Annotated in this window: 22 protein-coding genes; 1 reads left to right on the forward strand and 21 read right to left on the reverse strand. The window is 35.6% G+C overall.

From position 1 onward, the window contains the following. Positions 1–141: 141 nt before the first annotated feature. The 11 genes from M2139_RS12230 to M2139_RS12280 form a co-directional block, all read right to left on the reverse strand. Positions 142–882: a metallophosphoesterase family protein gene (locus tag M2139_RS12230; protein WP_280739163.1), complete on the reverse strand. Its 741-nt coding sequence runs from the start codon at positions 880–882 to the stop codon at positions 142–144. Between the two features lie 23 nt (positions 883–905). Beyond that, positions 906–1,277 (reverse strand): VOC family protein, encoded by a 372-nt coding sequence (locus M2139_RS12235; protein WP_280739162.1) that lies wholly within the window; start codon positions 1,275–1,277, stop codon positions 906–908. A 217-nt stretch (positions 1,278–1,494) separates the two neighbouring features. Beyond that, entirely contained in the window at positions 1,495–2,889 is a 1,395-nt protein-coding gene (locus tag M2139_RS12240; RefSeq protein ID WP_280739161.1) for a cation:dicarboxylase symporter family transporter, read from the reverse strand. Between the two features lie 224 nt (positions 2,890–3,113). After that, positions 3,114–3,506, reverse strand: coding sequence for a DUF1149 family protein (locus M2139_RS12245; protein WP_280739160.1), 393 nt, complete (start codon positions 3,504–3,506; stop codon positions 3,114–3,116). Positions 3,507–3,581: 75 nt separating this feature from the next. After that, positions 3,582–4,193, reverse strand: coding sequence for an HAD-IA family hydrolase (locus M2139_RS12250; RefSeq protein ID WP_280739168.1), 612 nt, complete (start codon positions 4,191–4,193; stop codon positions 3,582–3,584). Between the two features lie 106 nt (positions 4,194–4,299). Beyond that, positions 4,300–5,643 carry a PFL family protein gene (locus M2139_RS12255; RefSeq protein WP_280739159.1) on the reverse strand — a complete coding sequence of 448 codons (1,344 nt, stop codon included), beginning with the start codon at positions 5,641–5,643 and terminating at the stop codon, positions 4,300–4,302. A 51-nt stretch (positions 5,644–5,694) separates the two neighbouring features. Beyond that, positions 5,695–5,964, reverse strand: a complete 270-nt coding sequence (locus M2139_RS12260; protein ID WP_280739158.1) for an ACT domain-containing protein — start codon at positions 5,962–5,964, stop codon at positions 5,695–5,697. A gap of 203 nt (positions 5,965–6,167) precedes the next feature. After that, entirely contained in the window at positions 6,168–6,635 is a 468-nt protein-coding gene (locus M2139_RS12265; protein WP_280739157.1) for a hypothetical protein, read from the reverse strand. A 111-nt stretch (positions 6,636–6,746) separates the two neighbouring features. Beyond that, on the reverse strand, positions 6,747–8,621 hold the full coding sequence (locus tag M2139_RS12270; RefSeq protein ID WP_280739167.1) for a fructose-1,6-bisphosphatase: 1,875 nt from the start codon (positions 8,619–8,621) through the stop codon (positions 6,747–6,749). Beyond that, positions 8,614–9,423 carry a pyruvate, water dikinase regulatory protein gene (locus tag M2139_RS12275; protein WP_280739156.1) on the reverse strand — a complete coding sequence of 270 codons (810 nt, stop codon included), beginning with the start codon at positions 9,421–9,423 and terminating at the stop codon, positions 8,614–8,616. The genes M2139_RS12270 and M2139_RS12275 overlap by 8 nt, the downstream gene beginning before the upstream one ends. Before the next feature lie 40 nt (positions 9,424–9,463). Further along, positions 9,464–10,099 carry a helix-turn-helix transcriptional regulator gene (locus M2139_RS12280; protein WP_280739166.1) on the reverse strand — a complete coding sequence of 212 codons (636 nt, stop codon included), beginning with the start codon at positions 10,097–10,099 and terminating at the stop codon, positions 9,464–9,466. 217 nt (positions 10,100–10,316) lie between these two features. Between M2139_RS12280 and ppdK the strand changes: the two genes are divergently transcribed. Next, positions 10,317–12,923, forward strand: coding sequence for a pyruvate, phosphate dikinase (gene ppdK, locus M2139_RS12285; RefSeq protein ID WP_280739155.1), 2,607 nt, complete (start codon positions 10,317–10,319; stop codon positions 12,921–12,923). A 59-nt stretch (positions 12,924–12,982) separates the two neighbouring features. Here the strand turns inward: ppdK and M2139_RS12290 are convergent, their stop codons facing one another. The 10 genes from M2139_RS12290 to M2139_RS12335 all read right to left on the reverse strand — a co-directional run bounded on the left by M2139_RS12290 (position 12,983) and on the right by M2139_RS12335 (position 24,825). Further along, entirely contained in the window at positions 12,983–13,687 is a 705-nt protein-coding gene (locus M2139_RS12290; protein ID WP_280739165.1) for a hypothetical protein, read from the reverse strand. Positions 13,688–13,833: 146 nt separating this feature from the next. Beyond that, positions 13,834–15,924, reverse strand: a complete 2,091-nt coding sequence (locus tag M2139_RS12295; RefSeq protein WP_280739154.1) for an LTA synthase family protein — start codon at positions 15,922–15,924, stop codon at positions 13,834–13,836. Between the two features lie 312 nt (positions 15,925–16,236). Further along, positions 16,237–17,760, reverse strand: a complete 1,524-nt coding sequence (locus tag M2139_RS12300; protein ID WP_280739153.1) for an ABC-F family ATP-binding cassette domain-containing protein — start codon at positions 17,758–17,760, stop codon at positions 16,237–16,239. Position 17,761: 1 nt separating this feature from the next. Next, positions 17,762–17,989: a hypothetical protein gene (locus tag M2139_RS12305; protein WP_280739152.1), complete on the reverse strand. Its 228-nt coding sequence runs from the start codon at positions 17,987–17,989 to the stop codon at positions 17,762–17,764. A 210-nt stretch (positions 17,990–18,199) separates the two neighbouring features. Next, positions 18,200–18,712, reverse strand: a complete 513-nt coding sequence (locus M2139_RS12310; RefSeq protein ID WP_280739151.1) for an adenine phosphoribosyltransferase — start codon at positions 18,710–18,712, stop codon at positions 18,200–18,202. A gap of 38 nt (positions 18,713–18,750) precedes the next feature. Then, the gene (gene recJ, locus M2139_RS12315) at positions 18,751–21,000 is read right to left on the reverse strand and encodes a single-stranded-DNA-specific exonuclease RecJ (protein WP_280739164.1); all 2,250 of its coding nucleotides are present in this window, start codon (positions 20,998–21,000) and stop codon (positions 18,751–18,753) included. A gap of 223 nt (positions 21,001–21,223) precedes the next feature. After that, positions 21,224–21,664, reverse strand: a complete 441-nt coding sequence (locus M2139_RS12320; protein WP_280739150.1) for a lipopolysaccharide assembly protein LapA domain-containing protein — start codon at positions 21,662–21,664, stop codon at positions 21,224–21,226. A gap of 24 nt (positions 21,665–21,688) precedes the next feature. Beyond that, positions 21,689–22,477 carry an SDR family oxidoreductase gene (locus M2139_RS12325; protein WP_280739149.1) on the reverse strand — a complete coding sequence of 263 codons (789 nt, stop codon included), beginning with the start codon at positions 22,475–22,477 and terminating at the stop codon, positions 21,689–21,691. Positions 22,478–22,498: 21 nt separating this feature from the next. Further along, positions 22,499–23,428 carry a ribonuclease Z gene (gene rnz / locus M2139_RS12330; RefSeq protein WP_280739148.1) on the reverse strand — a complete coding sequence of 310 codons (930 nt, stop codon included), beginning with the start codon at positions 23,426–23,428 and terminating at the stop codon, positions 22,499–22,501. 206 nt (positions 23,429–23,634) lie between these two features. Beyond that, positions 23,635–24,825 (reverse strand): coenzyme F420-0:L-glutamate ligase, encoded by a 1,191-nt coding sequence (locus M2139_RS12335; protein ID WP_280739147.1) that lies wholly within the window; start codon positions 24,823–24,825, stop codon positions 23,635–23,637. Positions 24,826–25,116 lie beyond the last annotated feature (291 nt).

Consider the following 25,116-nt stretch of genomic DNA (forward strand, 5'->3'; position numbering starts at 1 on the left):
TTTTTGGTATAACCTTTTGTTTCCCACCCGCATAGCAGGTGGTTTTCTGTTTCGCTCGTTTCACTCACTCAACTGACTAAAGTCAATAATAAAAATGGCACTTCCGCTTTGCTACTAATGCCATTTTAAAATCAGCTATCCTTAAAATAAACTTTGTGGTTGCCAAGGTCCTTTGTTATTTTGAATTTCAATATCTTGAACGATACCTTCTTTATCAAAAACAACCCCATGAACAGAACCACCAAAAATTCCGCCGCCATCAATCCCGATTTTATTATCGGAATGCCAAAGTCTAGTGGTTTCCATATCGCCATAAAGACTGGGAGTAATGGTATGCCCAAAAACAATTGTCTTGTCGGTATTATTTTTTCCTTTAATGAAAGGCTCACGAATCCAAATAAAGTCTTTCGGTTCGGTTTTATGCCAATCATTAAGTTCTAAATCAACGCCAGCATGAGCAAAGATATATTTTTCCCATTCATAATAGAGTGGTCTTTCCACTAAGAAATCAAGAAGTTCACTATAACGACTACGAATCATCATGGCAATTTCTGTCGGCGAATATTCATGAATCGCGCCGGCATGTAAAAGACTATTAATCGTTTCTTCCCCGCCGTTACGAACATAGCCAGGAAACCAATCTTCCGGACTATTTACAAACTGCAAAAAATATTCTTCATGATTGCCCCTTAAATAAATGGCACCCATCTCTTCTACTAATTTTTTTCCTAGCAGCAAACATTCCTTTGATTGTTTGCCCCGGTCATTTAAGTCACCAATTAGTAGTAATTGCTGCTGTTGGGAATCAAAATCTTTTAAAAGTTTTTCAAATAAATCAAACTGTCCATGAATATCACTAATTGCATAAACAAACTTTTTCATACTAAAAAACTCCTTTCGCGCTTTTACTTTCCTTGAACAGCAAAATAATTGCCTTCATTGTCCGCAAAATTAAAGACGTAATCTTCTCCTAAAAGCATTAACTCACCTAATTCAACTTTTTGAGCTTTCATTTTTTTATAAAGTGCCATCGTATCGTCGCTAGCAAACATCAATGAAGGATTGCTCCCCATAACTTCTGGTGAATGAGCTTGTATAAAATTCAAATCATATAAAACCAGTTGCACTTCTCCTGATTCTTTTAAAGCCAACTCCACCACTAAAGTGCCATCAACTTCTTGTCGTTCTAATTCTATAAAACCAATTGATTGCCAAAAATCACTCGCTTTGGCGACATCATTGACATATAACATAATTTTAACTACATTACTAAACATTTTGTTCCCCCTAAAAATAATTATCTCACTCAACTATTTTAACATATTTCTCTTGTAATTATTCAAATGATTAATAATTCTTAGGAAGTTACCTCTTTAATTTAATGGTTAAATCACACAAAAAGAACATTGGTTACTCATCATCAAAATTCCCTAACTGCTGAAATTTAACGATGACTGTTCACCAATGTTCTAGCTAATTTTTCAATAAATGATTTTATTCTTTTGAAATTTCAACGACTTGCTGCTTATCCATCAAAATTTCATGATTTAACTCACCAATTTGTTGACTGGTTACGACGCCAGCTAGCATGCTATCACTAACATTAATCGCAGTTCTTGCCATGTCAATTAAAGGTTCTACCGAAATCACCAGCCCGACAATCGCTACTGGCAAATTCAAAGCTCCTAAAACAATTAGTGAAGCAAATGTGGCGCCACCCCCAACTCCCGCAACACCAAAAGAACTAATCGTTACAATTGCCATTAACATCAAGACAAACTCTAAGCTAAAAACATCAATCCCAACTGTTGGCGCAACAATCGTTGCTAACATCGCTGGGTAAACACCGGCACAACCGTTTTGCCCAATGGATAATCCAAAACTAGCGGCAAAATTGGCAGTCGCTTCATCAACGCCTAAAGCAGTTTTTTGCGTTTCAATATTCATAGGTAAAGCGCCCGCACTTGAACGAGAAGTAAAGGCAAAACTCAATACTGGAATAGCCTTTTTGAAATAAACAAGTGGATTAATTTTATTAATGACCAGCACTAAAGCATGTAATAATAAAACAACTAGCAGCGCTGAGTAAGAAGCGACTACAAAAATACCTAAATTCAAAATGGCTGCAAAATCACTAGTTGCTAAAACTTTCGTCATTAATGCCATTACCCCGTAAGGTGTTAAACGTAAAACCAAAGTAACAATGCGCATAACTATTTTATATAAACTATCAATCATTTCGGCAAAAAAGGCTGCTTCTTTCTCAGCTTTCTTTTTCACTCCCAAATAAGCCATACCCACAAAGGCAGCAAAAATCACTACACCAATCGTACTAGTCGCTCTAGTTCCAGCGAAATCCGCAAAAACATTGCGGGGAATAAATGATAAAATTTGCTCTGGAATGGTTAAATTAGCCACTGTTTCTTGAGTGGTTGCAATTTCCGCGATTCGCGCAGTTTCGGCTGCCCCTTGCGTAAAGTTAGCGCCAGCCAAACCAAAAAGTACCGTCGCACCATAGCCGATTAAAGCTGAAAGCGCCGTTGTTCCTAATAAAGTTGCCAAAACATGAAAGCTAATTTTCCCTAGCTTTTGAGAAACTTGCATTTTAGTAAAGGCTCCTACGATGGAAACGAACACTAAAGGAATAACTAACATTTGTAATAGATAGACATATCCTGTTCCAAAAATACTAATCCAAGCAATACTTTCGGTGGTAATTTTGCTTGTTGTTCCAAATAAAAGTTGCATGCCCCCTCCGAAAAGAATCCCAACCGCTAAAGCTGAAAAAACACGGGTTGAAAACTTCAGATGACGCTGCTGCATTTTGTAAAAAGCAAAAACAAGTCCTAAAAATGCTAGAACCACTAAAATTGTGATGAATACCGTCATTGTAAACTCCTCCTTGTTCATTTTAATGACGAGTCCACCAAAGGAATTAAAGGTTCCCCGTCAGTGCTCTCCAACACCGACGACTAAATAAAAACTATCTAGTTGATAACTTTATTGTAACTGATAGCTTTTTGAAAGACTGAAAATATGCTCAAAAATTTGTTATATAAAAAAGCCCCTTCTCCAATTGGAAAAAGGGCAAATTACTATTTTTAAATTAGATTTTACTCAGCATCTCTTTTTTCAGGTGCGAAGTTTAATTTAACACCAGGTTCATCAAAAGTAATTTCAGTTACTTCTTGTGTTAAACGTTGAATAATCTCTAATAAAGGACGAACGATTTCGTCAACTTGATCTTGAGATAAGTTTTGTGGACTTTCAATTTTTTCGTTGATAATATGATTAATTTGGCTTACGCGGCCAGAAATTAAACATTTGTCCAACACAACTAAAAATTCAATGCGGGCACCTAAGATTGTATTTTCTTCAGGAAAGCCCTCTTCTTTAGGTTTTAATGGTAAAAAGCTAACTTTTAGCTCAGTTTTGTGTTCTTCTTCAGTATTGCGGATATCATAGTGAAATACTTCTACAAGTTCTTTTTGTCTTTGGATATTCAAGTTTTCATCCCCTCTCGAATAAAAGTATAACATAGTTCAGAAATCTGAAAAGTACTTTTCAACAAAAGTTAATAATTATTGATTAATTTTCAAAATTTCCTTTAAATTAGTCACAGTATAATCAGCAGGTACCTCACCTAAAAAACCATCAATATCATATAAACAAGTTTTTACCCCAGCATTTTTGCCAGCTAAAATATCTAGTTTGCGATCGCCAATCATCAAGGTTTCTGCTGGTGACAACTGATATTTTTCCATTAGGTAATTAATTCCATCTGGTTCAGGTTTGCGAGCAAAGCCAGAATCAGCGCCAATCACTTCAACAAAATGTTGCTCTAAATGATTATTAACTAATAGCTCTTCTGTTAAATGTAATTTCCGATGGGTAAAAATAAAATGTTGCCCACCAGCTGCTGAAAGTTTTGTTAACACTTCTGCTGTTTCGGCAAAAGGTACATTTAAATAATCAAATTCTGCTTCATAATCATGAAAAATTGGATCAAAAGTGTTTTTTGACAAGCCATAAACCACTTGTAAATCATGTAAAGATGTTTGTTTTAATTTGCGATAAATTTCTTTTTTATCAATAGTAATCTCAAAATCTTGAAAGGTTTTTTCGGCCGCCGTTACAATCGCTGTATAAGTATCATAAAGCGTGCCATCAAAATCCCAAATAAAATGCTTAATCAACAACTAACCTCTTCTCTAAATTACTTACTAACCAATGTTTCCTGAGAAACTGTCACTTGTTCAATAAGTTATTACTTTCTTTTTTATGCATTAGCTAACCTTGCTAGTTTTTAAATGAATGAATTGGTGCCGGAATACGACCGCCCCGCAAAATGAAATCTGTTGACTGATAAGGATTGACAGCCATAACAGGTGCTCTACCTAGTAAACCACCAAATTCAACCATATCACCAACTTTAGTATCTTTGGCAGGAATAATCCGCACAGCCGTTGTTTTATGATTAATTACCCCAATCGCCGCTTCGTCGGCAATCATCGCGGCAATTGATTCAGCTGGCGTTTCCCCCGGAATTGCAATCATATCTAAACCAACAGAACAAATCGCTGTCATGGCTTCTAATTTTTCTAAATTCAAAGCACCATTATTAACAGCATCAATCATTCCGGCATCTTCTGACACGGGAATAAAAGCCCCCGATAAACCACCAACGTGATTACAAGCCATGACGCCACCTTTTTTGACAGCATCATTTAATAATGCTAAAGCCGCTGTCGTGCCATGAGTCCCCACAGATTCAAGGCCCATTTCCTCTAAAATATAAGCGACACTATCACCGACAGCCGGCGTTGGTGCTAAAGATAAATCGACAATCCCAAAAGGTACACCTAATCTTTCCGAAGCAACCCGACCGACTAATTGTCCCATTCGGGTAATTTTAAAAGCGGTTTGTTTTACCATTTCGGCGACAACATCAAAAGGTTCCCCTTTGACTTTTTCTAACGCTCGCTTAACAACGCCGGGACCACTGACGCCGACATTAATCACGCAATCAGCTTCACCCACGCCATGAAAAGCGCCCGCCATAAAGGGATTGTCCTCCACCGCATTAGCAAAAACCACTAATTTGGCACAGCCCATATCAGATTTAGCAGCAGTTTCCTTAATCACATAGCCCATATGACGCACCGCATCCATGTTAATACCTGCCCGCGTAGAACCGATATTAACTGATGAACAAACAAAATTCGTTTCTGCCAACGCTTCAGGAATTGAGTTAATTAAAACTTCGTCGCCACTTTGGTAGCCTTTTTCAACTAAAGCACTGAAACCACCAATAAAATTAACACCCACTGTTTGCGCGGCTCTATCTAAAGTCTTAGCAAATTTAAGATAATTATCGTCTTTTGTAGCCGCCGCAATAATCGCAATCGGCGTCACTGAAATCCGTTTATTAATAATCGGAATGCCAAACTCACTTTCAATCGCTTCGCCGACTTTCACTAAATCTTTGGCTACGTGAGTAATTTTATCATAAATTTTTTGACAAGCTTTATCGCTATCGCTGTCAATACAGTCCAATAAAGAAATGCCCATCGTAATGGTACGAATATCTAAATTTTCTTCTTCAATCATACGGATTGTTTCCAAGATTTGATTTGTTTCCATCAAATTGCCCCTCACTTTTAGGTATTCTTTATAAGCTTAACGCTTATTTTTCTACAATTTATGCATAGTGTTAAAGATTTCTTCATTCTGTACATTAATCTTAACACCCAACGTTTCACCTAACGCATTTAACTCTTTACGAATGTTATCAAAATCCACTTCTTGCTTATTAAAAGATAACATCATCATCATGGTGAAATAATCTTCCATAATCGTTTGGGAAACATCAATGATATTAATATTTAACTCTGCCAATTTGGTGCTTACTCCAGCGATAATGCCGACTTTATCTCTTCCAATTACTGTCAAAATTGCGCGCATAAAAGACCCTCCAGATTTTTTTAGTTCTACAAACATTAAGTTTTTCTAATTATAGCACAAAAAAACCTACTTAGAATACCATAATCAGAACAAAAAACATTTTAAATCTTTTATCTTTCGTGATTAGCTAAAATGATAAAACAATTAGACTGTTTGATAATCTTTTTATTGATATAACTAAATAGGTTAGTATTTTCCCATTATTAAACTTCTTTAACAAAAGTATGTTGGCACTTTTGACAAGTTACTTTTATTTTACCTTTTCCTTGCGGTGCTCGTAAACTTTGCCCGCAATGACTACAGCTAAAAACAACATATTGAATATTGGCTTGCGATTTAGTTTGTTTTTTCCCCTGTGTTTTTCTCTTAGCTAAAGAAAAATTAGCTAAAAACTGACGGATTTTTGCGGTAGCTTTTAGAAATTTTTGATTTTCATTACTACGCACATAAATCTTTTTAGATAGCATTCGATAAACGACGATTCCCAGTAAGACAAAATAAATCACGGTAACTAATAATTCTGAAAAAAGTACACCTCTAAAAAGCCAGAGAATTAAGCTGGTAACAAATAAGGTTTTATTCAAACTATCAAAAAAACCGTAGCGACCTTTCATAAAATTTTGATAATTACTGTACAAAGATAGCAAACGTTGAGAGAAACTTGTTTTCATTAATCAATCAGAACCTTTCTATCATTAAAGTATACTCCCCAACTGATAGGTAAGCAAACGCTTAAAGCCAATTCTAAAAAAAATCATAACTACTGTAAAAAACTACAGTAATTATGATTTTCTTTTTAAACTATTCATTAATTTTTGGCTTTGCGCTTGTAACGCTTGACCAATATCAGTAGCTTTTACTTGAACGCGCTCCGATTGGCGGACAACAATTTCTCTCTGGGATAAAATATCTTGTCGGCGATTAATAGCTACTACTTTACTAACAAAAGGTTGATGAGCCACTAACGTCATACCAAAAGAATTAGCTAATAAAGTATAGCCCGCAATACCAGTTACTTTTTGATAGGGTTCTGATAAGCCACCATCAATCACTAACATTTTGCCATGGGCTTTAATTGGCGTTTCGCCTTTTTTTACTTTAACAGGGGTATGGCCATTAATAATATGCCCACTTTTTTTCAAGCCGAAAGTAGTTAATATTTTTTCGCAAAAAGCTTCATCATTACGTAAGGCATAATAAGCGTTTGGAATTTCTTTATGAGTACTTTTATCAGCTAAAAAATATCTTTCGAAAGTCTTCATCGTTTTTTTACCAAATAATGATGAACCTTCCCCACACCATAAATACCATAAACCATCAGTTGCTAAATCATCCTGAATTGTTGGCTGAGCAAAGCTTTTGGTAATACATTCCTGAAAGAAATCCATCAAAGCCAGCCCTTGATATTTTTTCTTCCCTAATTGAACAGTTAAAAAATTACCCTTTTCATCACAAGGCAAGCAACCATGAAAAAGCAAATTACCATTGTATTTTTGATAAAGAGTGCCTTTTTCCACTAAAAATTGCAGCTGTTCTTGCAAAGCTTTTGAAGATTGAAACTGTTGCAATAACGCTTGAAGAATTTCATCTTCTTCCACTGTTAATTGATAGGGATGCTTGCAATCAACTAATTGAAAGCATCCATTAACAATGTTTTTTTCTTCCCCAAAATAATGGATGCTGGTTTTCGTTAAATTCAGTTTCTCTAATAATTGCCGTTGGTCCAATTGAAATTCTGGTCGTCTTTCAATAACTTGCCCTTCCACTTTAAACTGCATCATGGCAAAAGCTTGCTGTAAAAGCATCGCATCTTGCAGTTCTTTCTGAGAAAAAGCTGTTGTTTTTACTTTAGGCATAAAAGCTGGGTTTGGCTGATAGTTGCAACGACTAAATTCCAAAACTCGCGTTAAATCAATACCATATGCTTTTTGCAATAAATCAAGATTGCCATACCTAGCAGCGATCCTTAAAACATTCGTTAAACAAGGTAAAGAACCACTATAAGCGCCAATCCATAAAATATCATGATTCCCTAATTGAATATCTAAAGATGGCAAGCTCATTAAGCGCTGGATAATTTTATCTGGCGCAGGCCCCCGATCAAAAATATCCCCTAAAACATGTAAATGATCCACCACAAATCGCTGAATTAAGTAAGCTAAAACAATACAAAAATCCGCTGCTAAACCTAAACTAATAATATTATCAAAAATAATTTGATAATACTCTGCCTTATTATAATCTTCATCATATTGATAAAGTAATTCTTCTAAAATATAAGCAAAATTAGCAGGTAAAGCTTTGCGGACTTTGGAACGGGTGTATTTGCTAGAGCTAAAACGAGTGACTTTAACTAATTGAGCCATTAAAGTTTGCCATTCAGAGCTTTCTGTTTGCCAATTTTGCAACATTTCTTCTGGATAGTAAATGATGAAGCAAAGCTCCCTTTGCTCCATCTCAGATAGCGAATCTTGAAATAAGATGCGCACTTTTTCCCGAATACTGCCAGAACCATTCCTTAAAATATGTTCAAAGGCTTCATACTCTCCATGTAAGTCACTAATAAAATGCTCGGTTCCTTTAGGAAGCTCTTGAATGGCCGCTAAATTAATCACTTCAGTTAAAATTTTTTGTTCTTCAGCAGTAAAATTAGGCATTTTGTTTATGATGTTCTTCAATCAAAACTGAACTTTCTTCAATTGAGCGTTTGTCGACATTAATTACTAAAATTCCTAGTTTATCAAAAAGATCATGGGCATAATTTAATTCCATTTCAATTCGTTCTTCATTCGTATAGTTAGATTCACCTTTTAACCCTAAAGAATGCATCCGTGATTTACGAATTTCTACTAAACTTTCTGGACTGGTTGTTAAACCAACAATTTTTTTAGCATCAATTTCAAATAGTTCTTTTGGTAACTCAACTTCTGGAATTAACGGTAAATTTGCTACTTTAAAGCCACGATTTGCCATATACATACTTAGTGGTGTTTTTGAAGTACGTGAAACACCTAAAATAATGAAATCAGCTTCTAAAAAGCCTTTTGCATCTTTACCATCATCATATTTCACGGCAAATTCCATCGCTGCTACACGGCTAAAATATTTTTGATTTAAACGATGTAAAGCTCCTGGCTCTTGTAAAGGTGCTTCACCAAAAGTATGTTCAATCACAGTTGAAAGTGGCGTCATAAAGTCCACATACTGTAAACCTGTTCGTTGAGAAAAATCAGCTACTAAATCAACTAACTGTTTATTTACTAAAGTGGTCACAACAATGGCTTTATCTAACAAGGCATCTTTTAAAATTTCTAACAAATGCTCTTCATCATTAGTAAATGGATAACGTTGAATATCAGATAAATCAACATTAGGAAATTGCGCTGCCACAGCTGAAATAGTTTTCTGGGCAGTCTCTCCGACTGAATCTGAGATTAAATATAATTTTGCTTTTTTCATTAAATTTCTCCCCGTTCTTTGCGATAAATTTTTTAATTTTTTAGTATTGTTCACTTTCAATATCGTTGCCAGCTTGAATAAAGTAATTCATAATTTTAGTTTTAGTAATTTTACCGACAACTTTTTTGGAGCCTTCTGCTTGAATAACTGGTAAAGTATCAACTTCATGGCGCACCAAAATATTCCCCGCTACTAAAATCGTCGTTTCAGGAGTCACGGTAATAATATTCGGCATTCTGGTCATAATCATAGCAACCGGCGTTTTATCTAAATTGCTGTTGCTAATAGCAAAACGTAATAAATCTTTCCTAGATACTAAGCCTAATAGCTCTTCCTCTTCATTTTTTACATAAAGAGAACCGACATCATACATAAACAAATTAGTTACTGCGTCATAAACAGAAACACTTTGTTCAATCATTAGTGGTGGAATCATAATATCGGCTACTTTTGAACGATATAATTTTTCATAAAGTAATGGCTCCACCGTTTGACCGGTGTAGAAATAGCCTACTTTTGGTCGTGCATCTAATAAACCGGTCATCGTTAGAATTGATAAATCACTACGTAACGTCGCTCGACTTAAACCTAGTTGGCTGGCAATACTATCACCGCTAATTGGCTGCTCAGCTTTGACAATTTCTACAATTTGTAATTGTCTTTGAGATAATTTCATAATCATTTAACCTCCTTTGATTATTTTCAATCTCATTTTGACTTGTTTTCAATGTGACACACTAATCATTATAAAGTTAAGCAGATTCAAAATCAATAGTCTTTAAAAGATTTATTTTTATTCTTTCAAAAAAAGCTTGACTCTCATACAAGTTACACTATATACTCGTTTTATCTTTTAATAGTGTAACACATTAAACTTAGAAGGACTGAAAACAATGAAAAAATTTATTTTTGATTTTACCGAAGGTTCAAAAGAGCAAAAAGACCTATTAGGAGGAAAAGGCGCTAATTTAGCTGAAATGACTAGTATTGGCTTACCTGTCCCACCGGGTTTTACGATTTCAACAAATGCCTGTATCCATTATTTAGCTTCAAAAGAATTCCCGCAGTCCCTAAAAAAAGAAATTCAAGAACACATCTTAACGTTAGAAACAAAAACAGCCAAAAAATTTGGTGGTTTAACCAATCCGTTACTGATTTCCGTTCGTAGTGGCGCCAAATTTTCAATGCCTGGTATGATGGATACGATTTTAAATTTAGGCTTAAATGATCAAAGTGTGGCCGCCTTAGCTAAAAAAACTGATAATCCTGTTTTTGCTTATGATTGCTACCGCCGTCTTTTACAGATGTTTGGTGATGTTGTTAAAGGAATTGATAAAAGCCGTTTTGAAGATTATTTAAGTCATTATAAAAAACAAAAAAATTATTCAGCCGATACCGAAATGTTAGCGGAAGATTGGCAGCAGGTTATTGAAGTTTATAAAGAAATTTATTTAGAAGTTACCCAAGAAGTTTTCCCGCAAGATCCTTATCAGCAATTATACGCTGCAGTGGAAGCTGTTTTTCGCTCATGGAATAATTCACGAGCAATCACCTATCGCCGCTTAAATCATATTGATGATGCTTTAGGGACCGCGGTTAATTTACAAGCAATGGTTTTTGGTAACAGCGGTAATCACAGTGGCACAGGTGTCTCTTTTACTCGCAATCCTGCAACTGGTGAAGCCGGGCTTTTTGGGGAATATTTAATCAATGCACAAGGTGAAGATGTAGTAGCAGGCATCCGTACGCCTTTACCAATTAAAGAGCTAGCTCAGCAACAGCCAAAAATTTATCAACAATTCCAAGAAATTTGTCAATTGTTGGAAAAACACTACCGAGATATGCAAGATATTGAGTTTACAATTGAAGAAGGTCAACTTTTCATTTTACAAACCCGCAATGGCAAACGCACAGCAAAAGCTGCTTTCAAAATTGCCATTCAGTTAGTAGCCGATGGCATTCTTTCAAAAAAAGAAGCCTTGCAACAGTTAACCCCTGAAATGATTACGCAACTGCTCCACCCTGTTTTTAGTGAAAGTCATTTAAAAACGCAAACAGCTATCGCTAAAGGTTTACCTGCCAGCCCTGGTGCTGCTAGCGGTAAAGTTTATTTCACTGCAGCAGCTGCGAAACAAGCCAGTGAAAACGGCGAAAAAGTGATTTTGCTACGACAAGAAACTTCTCCAGAAGATATTGAAGGCATGGTTGTTAGTCAAGCAATCGTCACTTCCCGCGGTGGCATGACTTCACATGCGGCTGTAGTCGCTCGTGGCATGGGCGTTTGTTGCGTGGTCGGTTGTGATTCGTTAGAAGTTAATGAATTTTTGAAGCAAGCCCAATTCGCTGAAGGAAAAATTGTTGAAGGCACAGAAATTTCGGTTAACGGTACTACGGGAGAAATTTATTTAGGTACGATTCCTTGTGAACCTTCTCAAGAATTTCCGTTACTTGAAAAAATCATTAGCTGGGCTAAAGAACAAGGAAACCTTCAAGTTCGTGCCAATGCTGAAACCTTTGAAGATATCCAAACCGCTTTACAATTCGGTGCAAATGGTATTGGTTTAGCAAGAACTGAGCATATGTTTTTTGGAGAAGAACGGATTTTAGAAATGCGGAAACTAATTTTGGCAGAAAACAAACAGGAACGTCAAAATTGTTTGGTAATTTTAAAAGATTATCAAAAGTACGATTTCATGGAAATCTTGCGCTTAACAGCAGACCTACCGTGTACCATCCGTTTATTAGATCCACCCCTTCATGAATTTATTCCTAAAGAAAGCGAATTGCCTGAAATGGCCCGTCTTTTAAATCGACCACTTTCAATGGTTCAACAAAAAGTCGCTGACTTAAAAGAAATCAATCCTATGTTAGGTCATCGTGGTTCTCGTTTAGGGGTTACTTATCCAGAAATTTATGAAATGCAAACGCAAGCCATTATGGAAGCTGCTTTAGAGTTGACGATTAATGAAAAATGCCAAGTATGCCCAGAGATTATGATTCCTTTAATCTGTGAAGAAAAAGAATTAGCTTATTTAAAAAATATTTTGGAAAAAACGATTCAAACCTTATTTGAAAAATATCAATTAACTATTCCTTATAAAATCGGCGCCATGCTTGAAACACCACGGGCTTGTTTAACTGCTAAATCGCTAGCAACAACTTCCGAATTTTTTAGCTTTGGCACTAATGATTTGACCCAATTAACTTATGGTTTTTCGCGAGATGATTCCGTTAAATTTATTCATGAATATCAGGAGAAAAAGCTTTTAGCTGAAGACCCTTTTCAACATCTAGATCTTGCTGGTGTTGGTCAACTAATGCAAACCGCTATCACTCAAGTAAAACCACTTCAGCCAGAAATTTCTTTTGGCGTTTGTGGTGAAGTCGGTGGCGATCCGCAATCATTAGTCTTTTTAAAAGAAATTGGAATTGATTATGTTTCTTGTTCCCCTTATCGTGTTCCAGCAGCTATTTTAACGATTGCCAAATTAGCTAAATAATAAAAATAAGACCTTTTGATAAGTTGCCAATAAGCACTTATCAAAAGGTCTTCATCTTGCTATTTTTTTAATTTTAAGTTTGGGAAGTTTTTAATTATCCGTTGCATATTCCAACGTTTCAAACTCTTTCGTTGATTTGCTAAATGCTCACGGATAATTGATAAGTTGCGATCTTCCAACTGATTTTTATATAACTGTTCTAAACGATATTGCTTAAGATCAGCATTACCATCATCTGAAGCAACAATTTTTTCGGAAATTTCATTTTTCATTGTAAAGTTAAAGATCATAGTCGCAACCACATCCGCAACAAAAATCAAAAAGATAATAATCGGACCAAACCCATGGCTCCATTCATCAAAACGCCCAATTCCACTTTCAAGTATTGGCTGAACAATTTTAATGATTAAAAGACAACCAAATCCCCAAAAAATTGAAACCGGAATTGCTACGCGGCCGTTAATATTAAAAGGCAAGGTACTATAGTCCCATAATTTCATATTAAAAAGTTTTTCCAGCAACCAACTAGTAATGTATTCTACAACGGTGGTAATGACAACCATATTCAAATACAAATTGAATAAACTTCCCGCATCCTTAGGGACAAGCAATAAAACAAATGAAATGCCGAAACCATAAACCGGACAATAAGGCCCTAATAAAAAACCACGATAAACAAAGCGTCGGGCTTTAAAAGAACAATAAATACTTTCCCACAACCAACCAATTACTGAATAAACAATAAATATCATAAAATAATTCATCATAACAAGCCCTCCTTTAAATAAAGCTTTAAAATTAGCAATAACCCAAAATAATTGCTGAAAAAGTAAAAAGCAGTTAAGCAAAGATTTCGCTACTTAACTGCTTTTAGAAAGTTATCCCCTAAACTAGTTAAGCACAGCCTAGATTATTTAAGGTAGCCAGAAGTCACAAATTGATTACTGCTGCTACTGTCATTGTTTTGGCTATACAAACTAGTAGAATCTGTCCCTAATTGCTTTTCCATATCAGTTAGTCTAGTCAATTGATCCAAATAGTTATAATTATTTGGATTAATTGGCAACAAACCACTGTCATTATAAAAACGTAATAAATCGCCATTGTTAATCGCATCCGAAATTGAAAGCTGTTCTTCTGCCAATTTACGATAGTTTTCGATTTCCTGCATAAGTTCTTCGCTTGGTTCACTAATCAATTCACCAGTAGCATTATCATAAATCGCCTCAGTCATCACTGAATAATTTGGCGTTACAAAATTACCATTACGAAAAGCCACAACTTCTTGACGATTTGCTGAAAACAAATCTTGTCCTAGTTGAAAATACTGACTTGTATCAACACCTAGTAAATGTAGGATGGTGGGTAAAGCATCCACTTCACCAGCATAAGTTTGCGAAATGCCTCCTTGATGATTACCAGGTAAATGAAGCATAAAAGGCACGCGTTGCATTTGCATATTATCAAAATCATCCCAAGTGCCCGCCTCTGCTCCTAAAAGCTCAGCTAAAACATCATTGCGGGAATTTGAAATGCCATAATGATCACCATATAAAACAATTAACGAATTTTCGTATAAGCCAGTTGCCTTCAAATAATCAAAAAACTCGGCAATTGCTGAATCCAAATAATTGGCAGTTGCAAAATAGCTATTAATCGTTTGATCAGATGCATTCGCTAAAGGAAAACCTAAGTCCTCCCCTTTTAAATTATCATAAGGATGATGGTTTGATACTGATAAAAACTTCGCATAAAATGGTTGTTGTAAATGTTCTAAATAATTTACTGATTGTTCAAAAAATGGTTTATCCATCAAACCATATTGAAAAGAGTTTTCTTCGGTTATCTCATAAGAACTAGCATCAAAGAAATAGTCATAACCAAAACGTTTATAAGTTTCATTACGATTCCAAAAACTACCGGCATTTCCATGAAAAACAGCAGAAGTATAACCTTGAGTTTGACCTAAAATATTAGGAGCTGCTTGAAAAGTATTCTCGCTACCTAATTTAGTAAACAGTGCCCCTTCTTTCAATCCAAATAGCGAATTTTCCATTAATGTTTCGGCATCGCTTGTTCTTCCGGCGTTGACTTGATGGAAGAAATTTTCAAAGCCGTAAGTTTCATCACTATGATAAAGCTGATTTAAAAATGGCGTCACTTCATGTTGCTGACCATTTTCATCCGTCAACTCAAAATCAATTAGAAATTGTTGGAAACTTTCCAAATGAATCACAATCACATTTTTCCCTTTAGCAATTCCAAAAAGCTCAGGATTAGGTGCAGTATAATTATCCGCAACGTAATTGGTTACTTCAGATAAATCAGTAGGACTAGCTTCCGCTCGCACTTGATTGGTTTGATAAGTTTCAATACCATCTAAAACCGCATAAGTATTTAAGCCTAAATATTTAACAATATATTCCCGCGAAAAAGTTCGGGTTAACAGCCCCGGACGAAAAAGTTCAGATACCCCTAAATTCAATACAAACATAGTAAAGGCGGCTGCCAATAACTTCCGGGCATTTTTTCTTTCTTTTGGCACATATTCTAAGGTAAATTGTTTTTTATAAGCAATATAACCTAAGACAATCAAATCTAGCAGGTAAAAAACATCATAAGGTTTCAATAATTTAAAAACTGTTGCTCCTAAACCGCTGGCAACTTTGCCAAAACCAAAAACAGTGTTAATGGTAATAAAGTCCGTATATTCACGAAAATATAAAACATTAGCGATTATTAAAAGACTTAAAGAAAAATAGAGAATTAAATTCGTAGCAATAAATAAGCCTTTGCGTTTAATCAGTAAAGTTAAGCCTAATACCAATAAAATTGATGCTAATGGATTAACTAATAAAATAGCATATTGAAAAAACCAGTCATAGCCAATTCTAAAATCCACCAAATAAGCGAATAACGATTTTGTCCACAATAAAAGTGCCAATAGCAAAACTAATTTTTGCCGTGTAATTGGAAAAATGGCATTCAATTTTTGTTTCATTACCCACACCTCTCTAAGCAGTTTATACTTTTTTGATTTAGTCGTACTTTCACAATTACAGCTTACCCTAAATTGTTGAAAAAGCCAAATCATAACCATGAAATTTAATTTTTTTTAAGTAATAACAAATAGGTTGCTAGATTAAGCTTTCCATTGTAAAAAAAGCTATTCAATTTCCATAAAGTTAGTTATCTAATTATTTCCGATTATATCACTTTTACTCACTTATACTAGTCATTTACAAGAAAAAGCGGAATTTTCACACTTTCTTCAATTTTATCTAACGAATATTTTTAATAAATCTTTGCTTTTTTAGTCAGTTAAATCAACTACCCGATCAACAAAAATTTCATAAAATTCAGCTTCGTGAGAAACCACTAATACGGTACCAGCAAAATTTTGTAAAGTTTCTTGCAAATTATCTTTAGTATCTTGATCAATATGATTGGTAGGCTCATCTAAAATTAAGAAATTGCTCTTTTTCATGGTCATTTCTGCCAATTTAACTTTGGTTTGTTCCCCACCACTTAATAAGCGTAATTCTTCTTGCGCCAACTGATTAGGTAAACCCGCTCGTGATAGTTGCCGTCTTAAATCTTTAATAGAAGCTTTCGGATAAAGATCCCCTAAATATTGTAAAGCCGTTTGTAAAGGATACTCCCACGCCAAATCTTGCTCAAAATAATTAATCGCTGTATGTTGGGGAAAATGAAATTCACCACTAATGGCGGGAATTTCTTTTAATAAGGTTTTGATTAAGGTAGATTTCCCAATCCCATTAAAACCACGAATCGCAATTTTTTCACCATAACGAATGGTTAGATTGATTTCTGGTAATAAAGACCGCTCATAACCAATGACTAATTGATCAGTTTCTAACGCCAAAGTCGTCACCAATGGTGCAAAAGGAAATTGTAGATTAGGTTTAGGTGCATCTGAAGGTGGCGTTAGCCGTTCAACTTTAGCTAATTGTTTTTCACGGCTCTTAGCCATAGTCGAACGTGAACCAGCCTTGTATTTGCGAATATATTCTTCGGTCTTTTTGATATGCTCTTTTTGAGCTTCGTATTGTTTCATGTAACTTTCGTTTTGCAGCTCTTTTAATTTCAAAGCTTTATTTAAATTCCCTGTGTATTTGGTTAATTTGCCAAATTCGATATCTAAAATATGGGTAGTAATTTCATTTAAAAAAATACGGTCATGGGAAACAACTAAATAGGTACCACTAAAATCCTGTAAAAATTGCACCAACCATTGAATATGTTCGGCATCCAGATGATTGGTTGGTTCATCCAAGATTAATAAGTCGGGCTTTTCTAACAGCATTTTAGCTAAAATTAATTTTGAGCGTTGCCCACCACTTAAATCTCTTAAAGGTGTCTCCATACCTAAAATAGTAATCCCTAAGCCATCTGCCAAATCAAGAATCAAAGTATCCATTTGATAAAATTCTCCTTGGTCCAGCTGATTTTGCAGCTCGCCTGCTCTAATTAATAAGTTATCTTCCATCACTTCGGCATATTGTTGGTATAATTCAGCAATTTTCGCTTCTTTTTCAAAATCAGCTGCAAAAGCCGTTTGCAAAAATTCATAAATCGTTTGGCTTTCATCAACATTGACATATTGATCTAAATAACCCATTTTTAACTTTTTAGGAAAAGTAACTTTACCGTTATCTGGTAAAAGCTCCCCAGTGATAATTTTAATTAGGGTACTTTTGCCCGCGCCATTACGACCAATAATCCCGACATGTTCTCCACGATTGATTTGCACATTAATATCTTCATATAGTATTTTATCGCCAAATTGCTGCGAAATATTTGATAAGTTTAACATTTTACATTCCTTTCATTTCTAACCTAACTGTTTGCCTATGTATTTCTTTAATAAAATAAAAAGAGACTAGGACAGCTAGCGATTGACTTCCGCTAAATCCAAACCTTGCCAGCCATTCTATCAAAAAAGTGTTAACTTTTTCAATAAGAATCTGCTGGATTGCAGGAATAATGCCCTGTAAAGTTCGGATTTGTAAAACGGAGTCGGCTTTTGCCCCACTCTCTTTCAAAATTTTCCGTCATTTAATCGAAAAGCTTTTATAGGCAAGACAAATAAACTACCTATTGGCTAGCTTTTCGATGAAGAATAGTTTACATAGGCTCTTAACAATGCTTCATCTCATTCATTTGTTAAGAGCTATTTTTCTAATGAATTTAAAATAGTAATGGTAAATCATTCTTCTCGCTTCTTTCAAAGTATCATAAATGTCAGTTATTTTTTAATATTCCATTAAAGTTAAAATTTCATGACCGCTAATTTTTTCACGACCTTTTAAATCAACTAATTCAATAAAGAAAGCACAGCCAACTACTACGCCACCTAATTTTTCAACTAAATCAATCGTCGCTTTAATTGTGCCACCAGTTGCTAATAAATCATCACAGATTAAAACCCGTTGACCAGGTTTAATAGCATCATCGTGAATGGTTAAAATATCTTCACCGTATTCTTTTTCATAAGCAACTTCAATCGTTTTTCTTGGTAATTTGCCAGGTTTACGAACGGGGGCAAAACCTACGCCTAACTCATACGCCACCGGACAACCTACGATAAATCCACGAGCTTCTGGTCCTACTACCATATCAATCGCTTTTTCTCGAGCATAATCAACGATTTCTTTTGTGGCTGCTCGATACGCTTCGCCGTCTGCCATCAATGGTGAAATATCTCTAAAAATAATGCCTTTTGATGGGTAATCAGGAATACTCGCAATGTAATTTGTTAAATCCATAATTAAATTTCCTCTTTTCTAATAATAAATCGCAAATGTTAGCCTTGTAACCAAGCTTTGATTTTTTCACTATCAGCTAACAACAAAAATTCTTCGTTTTCAATTTGTCGCATTCTTTGTTGGTAAAGCTGACTTTCAGTCAAGGGACGATTAACAATCTCTTCTGACTGACGTAAAACACCGTCCTCTATTGTAACAAATTTTAGCTCAGAAAACACTTTAATCATGAAGATTAATAAATTTTTGGGAATTTTTAAAAATTGTGCCAGCTGATCTAATTTGTAACGAACATCAACTTGCTGCTGATTTTTAATGAAACTAAACAATTTGCCATATTGTTCACGGCTACCTAAACCGTTTAAATAGGCTTCTTCTTCCGAATAACCGTATAAATAAACCCGTGAAAATTCTCCTTGTTGAACAATTTGTTGCACCAAAGTTAAATCACTAGGAACATCTAACACTGCTAACTGTTGATATTGCTTAGCTTGACACAGTTGCTGAATCTCAGCTAAATTGTCAAAAACAACAACTTCCGCTTGTAAATTTGCAGGTAAAATCTTACTACTAACTTTTTGAAAAGCTACAAATAGCGTTTCTTCCGCTGCTAAAGCTTGCTGCCAATTACGTTTGCCACGCCAATCAAAAAATTGAATGCCTTTTACTTGAAAATCTTTTAATTGCATTTGGGCTTTTTTCAAACCATTCCATTCATTAATGGAAAGCTGACCAACAATATCAACGGTACCGCTAAATTCACTGGCTTGTTTGCCAAAGTTAAAAGCAATCGCCTCTAACGTCTCTTTGTCATCCACCGAAAATTTCAAATGCTGTTGGGTTGCCCCTAATAGCTTAACATTCTGTGGTTGAATATTTTCTAACAAGAACGTTGGTAAAGGATTATCGGTACCAAATGGCGCTAAGGCACTTAAACTTTGCACAAAAGCAACCGTTGCTTCTTCTGGCTGTAAAATGCCATCAATCACTAATGGTGCGCCTGCGCTTAAATCAATTTCATTTTCTAAAATATATTGATTCATTTTTTCTTGCAAAACAGGGATATTTTCAGCGGGCATCGTTAAACCAACAGCGGCGTGATGCCCACCAAAATGAGTAAACAATTCTTTAACTGTGGTTAACATTTCAAAAAGGTTCAATTGTTCAACACTGCGGCCTGAACCTTTAGCGGTGCCATCTTCTTTAAGGGCCAATAAAATCGCTGGTTTACCCGTTTGCTGCATCACATTGCCAGCCACGATTCCTAATACACCTTCGTGCCAATTTTCTTTAGCCAACAAGTGAATATTATTTTGCGGATTAATCATGCTTAAAGCTTCTTGGGTGATTGTTTCAACAATGCCCTTGCGTTCAACATTTTTTTCCTCTAATAAAGTCGCTAATTCCTGCGCTTCTTCTTCATCAAACGTCGACATTAAATCAACCGCTGGATTAGCATCTCCTAAACGACCAATCGCGTTTAAACGGGGGCCTATTGAAAAACCGATACTGGTTTCGGTTATTTCATTAAGAGCTACGCCACTTTTTTCGCAAAGAGCTAATAAACCTATCCGCTCCGTTTGTTTGATAGCTTCTAAACCAGCTTTTATTAAAATACGGTTTTCACCAGTTAATGATACCAAATCAGCAACCGTCCCAATCGCTACTAAATCTAAAAATTCAGCAGGTGGTTCTTCCAACAAGGCCGTCGCTACTTTAAAAGCCACGCCGACGCCGGCTAAATCGCCAAAGGGATACGTTCCTTGGGGATGTCGCGGGTGAACAACTGCATATGCTTCTGGTAATTCTTGTGGTAATTCGTGGTGGTCAGTCACTACGACATCCACCCCTTGACTCTGAGCAAAAGCAATCGCTTCATGACCAGCCACACCATTATCAACGGTAATGATTAATTGAATACCCTCTGCCACAATTTCTTGGTACTTAGCTAAATTAGGACCATAACCTTGTAAAAAGCGATTAGGTAAAAAAGCCACCACATCAGCCCCTAATAACTCCAAGGTTTCTTTCATAATAGTGGTACTGGTAATGCCGTCTGCATCATAATCCCCATAAACTAAAATCCGTTCGCCTTCAAGAACCGCTTTTTGAATACGTGCAACAGCTTTTTCCATATCATACATTAAATATGGGTCATGTAAATTAGCTAAATCCTCATTAAAAAATGCCGCCAAGGCTGATTCATCTCGAATTCCTCGCCGCCATAAAATTTCAGCAAATAAAGCTGGCAACTTACGCTCAGCGATTTCAGCTAAAAATGCTTTATCTATATCCTCTTTTACAGGTTTCTGCCATTGAAATTTTGAAGCTTTCAAGTCATCACTCCTAACTAACTTATTATAGCAGAGCTGCGGGGTTAATTCATCTGAAAATTGCTTTTTCTTCAGCAGAGAAGTTTTCGTAAGCTTGATTATAAAACAGAAAATGGTCAGTAAGCTTGATTATCCGTTAAATTAAAAATTTTAACAGACTTTAGCTACTGACCATTGTTTATTAATCAAAATAATTCATTTGTTCTGGTGAAGCCTGATTTGTTTTAACATTTGGTTGGGGATTCGTCAATTTGTCAATTTGACGGTTTTTATCGACTAACTGAGCTTCATAAGTTGCCCGAATACTGGAAAGTTGATTTTCAAAATCGCGTTCTAGTTGTTCTTGTTTTTCTTGAATTTTTTTCGTGGCATTCTCTTGATAATCAGTTATCGTTTTATCAAGTTCTTTTATTTTTTTCTTTTGACTCCAGATTGTCGTTGTTGTTGCTGATAAAGTAATCAAAATACCAATAATTGCTGAACCTAAAATCACTAAAATTAGTGGTGCTTTCACTTTACTAATAAAGAAATTAATCATTACTTGATTCGTATTTGCTACCGCAAATAAAACAATTAAAAAAACTAAAATCACGCCGGCCACCAGCTGCCATTGTTTCTTCAAAGCATTCACTCCCAATCTATACTTTTATTTTTTATTGAATAAACCACCAGCTAAAAAATCACCAATATGCGGAAATAGATTATAAAAGCGAGCTGCTACTTCCATCGCTACAGGTTGATTAATCTCTCTTTTAGGATGACTCATACTACGAACAATCGCTTTGGCTAATTTTTCTGGTTGAATCACAAAAGCACCGATTGAATCTAAATAGTTACCAGATGGATCTGCTTTATCAAAAAAGTCAGTTCTCATGGGTCCGGGATTAACTGTCGTTACCGCAATATTGAAAGGCTTCAACTCTAAACGTAGGGCATTAGAAAAACCAATTACGGCAAATTTAGTAGCTGCATAAACGGTGGCTTTAGCTGTCGCCATTTTCCCCGCCATTGAAGCAATATTGATAATTTGACCTTTTTGTCTTTCTGCCATTAGCAAAGCAATTTTTTGGGTAACTACCATCATGCCTAAAATATTAACTTCAAACATTTTGTAAGCTTCCGCCATATCAAAAGTTAAAAAATCAGTAAAGATGCCAAAACCAGCGTTGTTGACTAAAACATCCACGGCTCCCACTTCAGCTGTCAGCTGCTCCATAAAAGCTTCCACACTATCAGGACTACTAACATCTAACTGTAATGCGTAAGCGGGTTTACCACTAAGCGCCTTACAGTTTTCTTTGACTTGCTCAATTAAATTTGTTCTCCGGGCACAAGTAACGACTATCGCCCCTTTTTTCGCTGCTTGATAACAAATCTGCTCTCCTAAGCCAGCTGAACCGCCAGTTACTACGACTACTTTATTTTCTAAATTCATTTCGTCACCTTCTATTTTATGCTAATTTTCAAAAGGAATCTCAAAACAATCAAAATCTCTTACAACCACCGCATTAGCAAAGGTTGATTGGGCTTCTTCAGCTAATTGTTTGGTTTCTTTAGCTAAGTAGCGAGCGCTAATATGGGTTAAAAATAGCTGCTTGACTTGGGCTTCTTTAGCAACTTCCGCTGCTTGTTGGCTAGTTGAATGAAAATAATTATAAGCCATTTTCCCTTGTTTCATTTCAAAAGTGCTTTCATGCACCAAGGCATCGCTACCGATAGCTAAACGAATTGCTGCGTTAGATTTACGGGTATCCCCTAAAATAGTTACGATTCGACCTTTTTTAGCCATACCGATAAAATCACTGCTTTTCAGCTGGCGACCGTCTGCTAAAGTAACGTCTTGACCTTTTTTCAATTGACCGTAAACTGGACCAGCTGGCACCCCTAAAGCTTGTAATTTATCAACTTGTAATTCGCCAACATGGTCATGCTCCATAATGCGATAACCAAAGCTTTCAATCCCGTGCTCCAAGCGCGCACAATAAACACTGAAAGTAGCATCTTCAAAAAGCAACCCTTCTTCAGTAATCTCAGTGAATTTCAAAGGATAACTTAATTTCGTTTTAGAAACCGCTAAGCTAGTTTCCACAAAAGCTTGCAAGCCTTTGGGTCCATAAAGTTCAAGGGTTTCTTTCCCCCCTTGAAACGAACGACTGCTTAATAATCCCGGCAAGCCAAAAAGATGATCCCCATGTAAATGAGTGATGAAAATCTTATTGATTTTCCGAGGACGAATATTTGTATGTAAAATTTGAATTTGGGTGCCTTCACCACAGTCAAACAACCAAACTTCATTGCGTTCATCTAATAATTTCAAAGCAATACTAGAAACATTGCGATGTTTAGCAGGAACTCCTGCACCAGTACCTAAAAATTGTAATTCCATATTGAACCTATCCTTCTAATTAACTTATATTAATTTTAGGTCAAAAAGCATGATTTCGCAAATAAATTCAAAGCTTTCTAACGAAAAACTCAGAAAGTTTCCTAAAAGTTAAACCATTCCGACTTTCAACTGCTTTAGTCAAAAAGAAAAACCAATAAATCGCAAGGGTCCGCAAGACCTCCTGTATTTATTGGTTTTCCTAATTATTATTCGGTATAGTTATCAAAATAACCTTGAACTAATACGACTGGCGTACCTTTATCGCCAGAACCACTTGTTAAATCACATAAAGAACCAATCAAATCGGTTAATTGACGTGGCGTTGTACCTTGCGCCGCCATATTGCCCACTAAATCATCAGATTTTTCTTTAATTCGGTTTGAAATTGCGGTTTTTAGTTCTTCACCATTTAATTCTTTAAAATCATTATCAGCTAAATATTTTAATTTCACTTCATTCGGTGTTCCCACTAAGCCTTTTGTATAGGCGGGTGAAACCACTGGATCAGCTAGCTCCCAAATTTTTCCTTGAGGATCTTTGAAGGCGCCATCGCCATAAACCATAACTTCAACATTTTTGCCGACTTTATCCTTAACTTGTTTTTGAATGTTTTCTACAAAATCAAAACATTCTTTAGGGAACAATTTAATTGAATCTTCAGTTGATTTATTTGAACCTAATAAACCATATTTTTCGTTAAAACCACTACCATCAACGGCAGCTGTTAAGATATCATCCATTCCACAAACACGTTCTGCACCGTTTTCTTTTAAAATCCGCTTCGTTCTTGTACGAGTATGAATATCACAAGTTAAAACATTTTTCGTATATTTTAAAATGGCTTTCGGGTTGTTGGCAAAAATAATTTCTACCTCAGCGCCTTCAGCTTGAATTAATTGGCTGTAATAATCAACATAATCCACACCAGTAAATTCATGCTTGTTATCACCAAATAATTCACGATATTTTTCCAATGATAAAATATCAGTGTAAGGATTGATGCCAGCTTCATCTAGCATATCAAAAGTAATTAACGCATTGCCCACTTCATCGCTTGGGTAGCTTAACATTAAAACAACTTTTTTAGCCCCCCGCGCAAAACCTTTTAAACAAATAGAAAATCTATTTCTTGAAAGAATCGGAAAAATAATCCCAATTGTTTCGCCGCCAAGTTTAGCTTTTACATCTGTGGCAATCGCATCAATACTTGCATAATTACCTTGCGCTCTAGCAACAATTGATTCAGTTACAGCGATAACATCTTTATCTCCTAAACTAAAATTTTCGCTTTCTGCTGCTTCAAGTACGCTACTAACCACCACGTCTGCCAAATTATCTCCTTCGCGAATAATCGGACAACGAACCCCTCTTGAAACCGTTCCTATTTTTCTCTCCATGCAAAATGTTCCTTTCTAAATAAAGAGCAGTTTAAAACAAACTTCTCCAGTTTAATTAATTGAAATATAAGCATATTATAATCGAAATGACATCAAAAAGATAATTTTTTTTAAACTTTTAACGATTTTTTGCAAATTTATCACCGTTTAATCAAAATAAATAACCTTTTTATTCCTGTTTATAGCTTTACAAAATTAATCATCACCACCCTTCAAAAGGGTGGTTTGCTCTGGGGCTATAAGCCCCTAAAACCGGCCAGCGCCTAAAGACGCTGGCTTTTCACATTTCAT

The sequence above is a fragment of the Enterococcus sp. PF1-24 genome (assembly GCF_029893325.1).
GTDB lineage: Bacteria > Bacillota > Bacilli > Lactobacillales > Enterococcaceae > HY326.

Bases quoted from the DNA above. Each gene is read 5' to 3' on its own strand.
- M2139_RS12255 (WP_280739159.1), bottom strand. From the start codon at position 5,643: ATGGAAACAAATCAAATCTTGGAAACAATCCGTATGATTGAAGAAGAA.
- M2139_RS12275 (WP_280739156.1), bottom strand. From the start codon at position 9,423: ATGAAAAAAGCAAAATTATATTTAATCTCAGATTCAGTCGGAGAGACT.
- M2139_RS12295 (WP_280739154.1), bottom strand. From the start codon at position 15,924: ATGAAACAAAAATTGAATGCCATTTTTCCAATTACACGGCAAAAATTA.
- M2139_RS12270 (WP_280739167.1), bottom strand. From the start codon at position 8,621: ATGCCTAATTTTACTGCTGAAGAACAAAAAATTTTAACTGAAGTGATT.
- M2139_RS12260 (WP_280739158.1), bottom strand. From the start codon at position 5,964: ATGCGCGCAATTTTGACAGTAATTGGAAGAGATAAAGTCGGCATTATC.
- M2139_RS12280 (WP_280739166.1), bottom strand. From the start codon at position 10,099: ATGAAATTATCTCAAAGACAATTACAAATTGTAGAAATTGTCAAAGCT.
- M2139_RS12265 (WP_280739157.1), bottom strand. From the start codon at position 6,635: ATGAAAACAAGTTTCTCTCAACGTTTGCTATCTTTGTACAGTAATTAT.
- M2139_RS12300 (WP_280739153.1), bottom strand. From the start codon at position 17,760: ATGTTAAACTTATCAAATATTTCGCAGCAATTTGGCGATAAAATACTA.
- ppdK (WP_280739155.1), top strand. From the start codon at position 10,317: ATGAAAAAATTTATTTTTGATTTTACCGAAGGTTCAAAAGAGCAAAAA.
- M2139_RS12335 (WP_280739147.1), bottom strand. From the start codon at position 24,825: ATGGAGAGAAAAATAGGAACGGTTTCAAGAGGGGTTCGTTGTCCGATT.
- M2139_RS12240 (WP_280739161.1), bottom strand. From the start codon at position 2,889: ATGACGGTATTCATCACAATTTTAGTGGTTCTAGCATTTTTAGGACTT.
- M2139_RS12230 (WP_280739163.1), bottom strand. From the start codon at position 882: ATGAAAAAGTTTGTTTATGCAATTAGTGATATTCATGGACAGTTTGAT.
- rnz (WP_280739148.1), bottom strand. From the start codon at position 23,428: ATGGAATTACAATTTTTAGGTACTGGTGCAGGAGTTCCTGCTAAACAT.
- M2139_RS12290 (WP_280739165.1), bottom strand. From the start codon at position 13,687: ATGAATTATTTTATGATATTTATTGTTTATTCAGTAATTGGTTGGTTG.
- M2139_RS12310 (WP_280739151.1), bottom strand. From the start codon at position 18,712: ATGGATTTAACAAATTACATTGCGAGTATTCCTGATTACCCATCAAAA.
- M2139_RS12235 (WP_280739162.1), bottom strand. From the start codon at position 1,277: ATGTTTAGTAATGTAGTTAAAATTATGTTATATGTCAATGATGTCGCC.
- M2139_RS12325 (WP_280739149.1), bottom strand. From the start codon at position 22,477: ATGAATTTAGAAAATAAAGTAGTCGTAGTAACTGGCGGTTCAGCTGGC.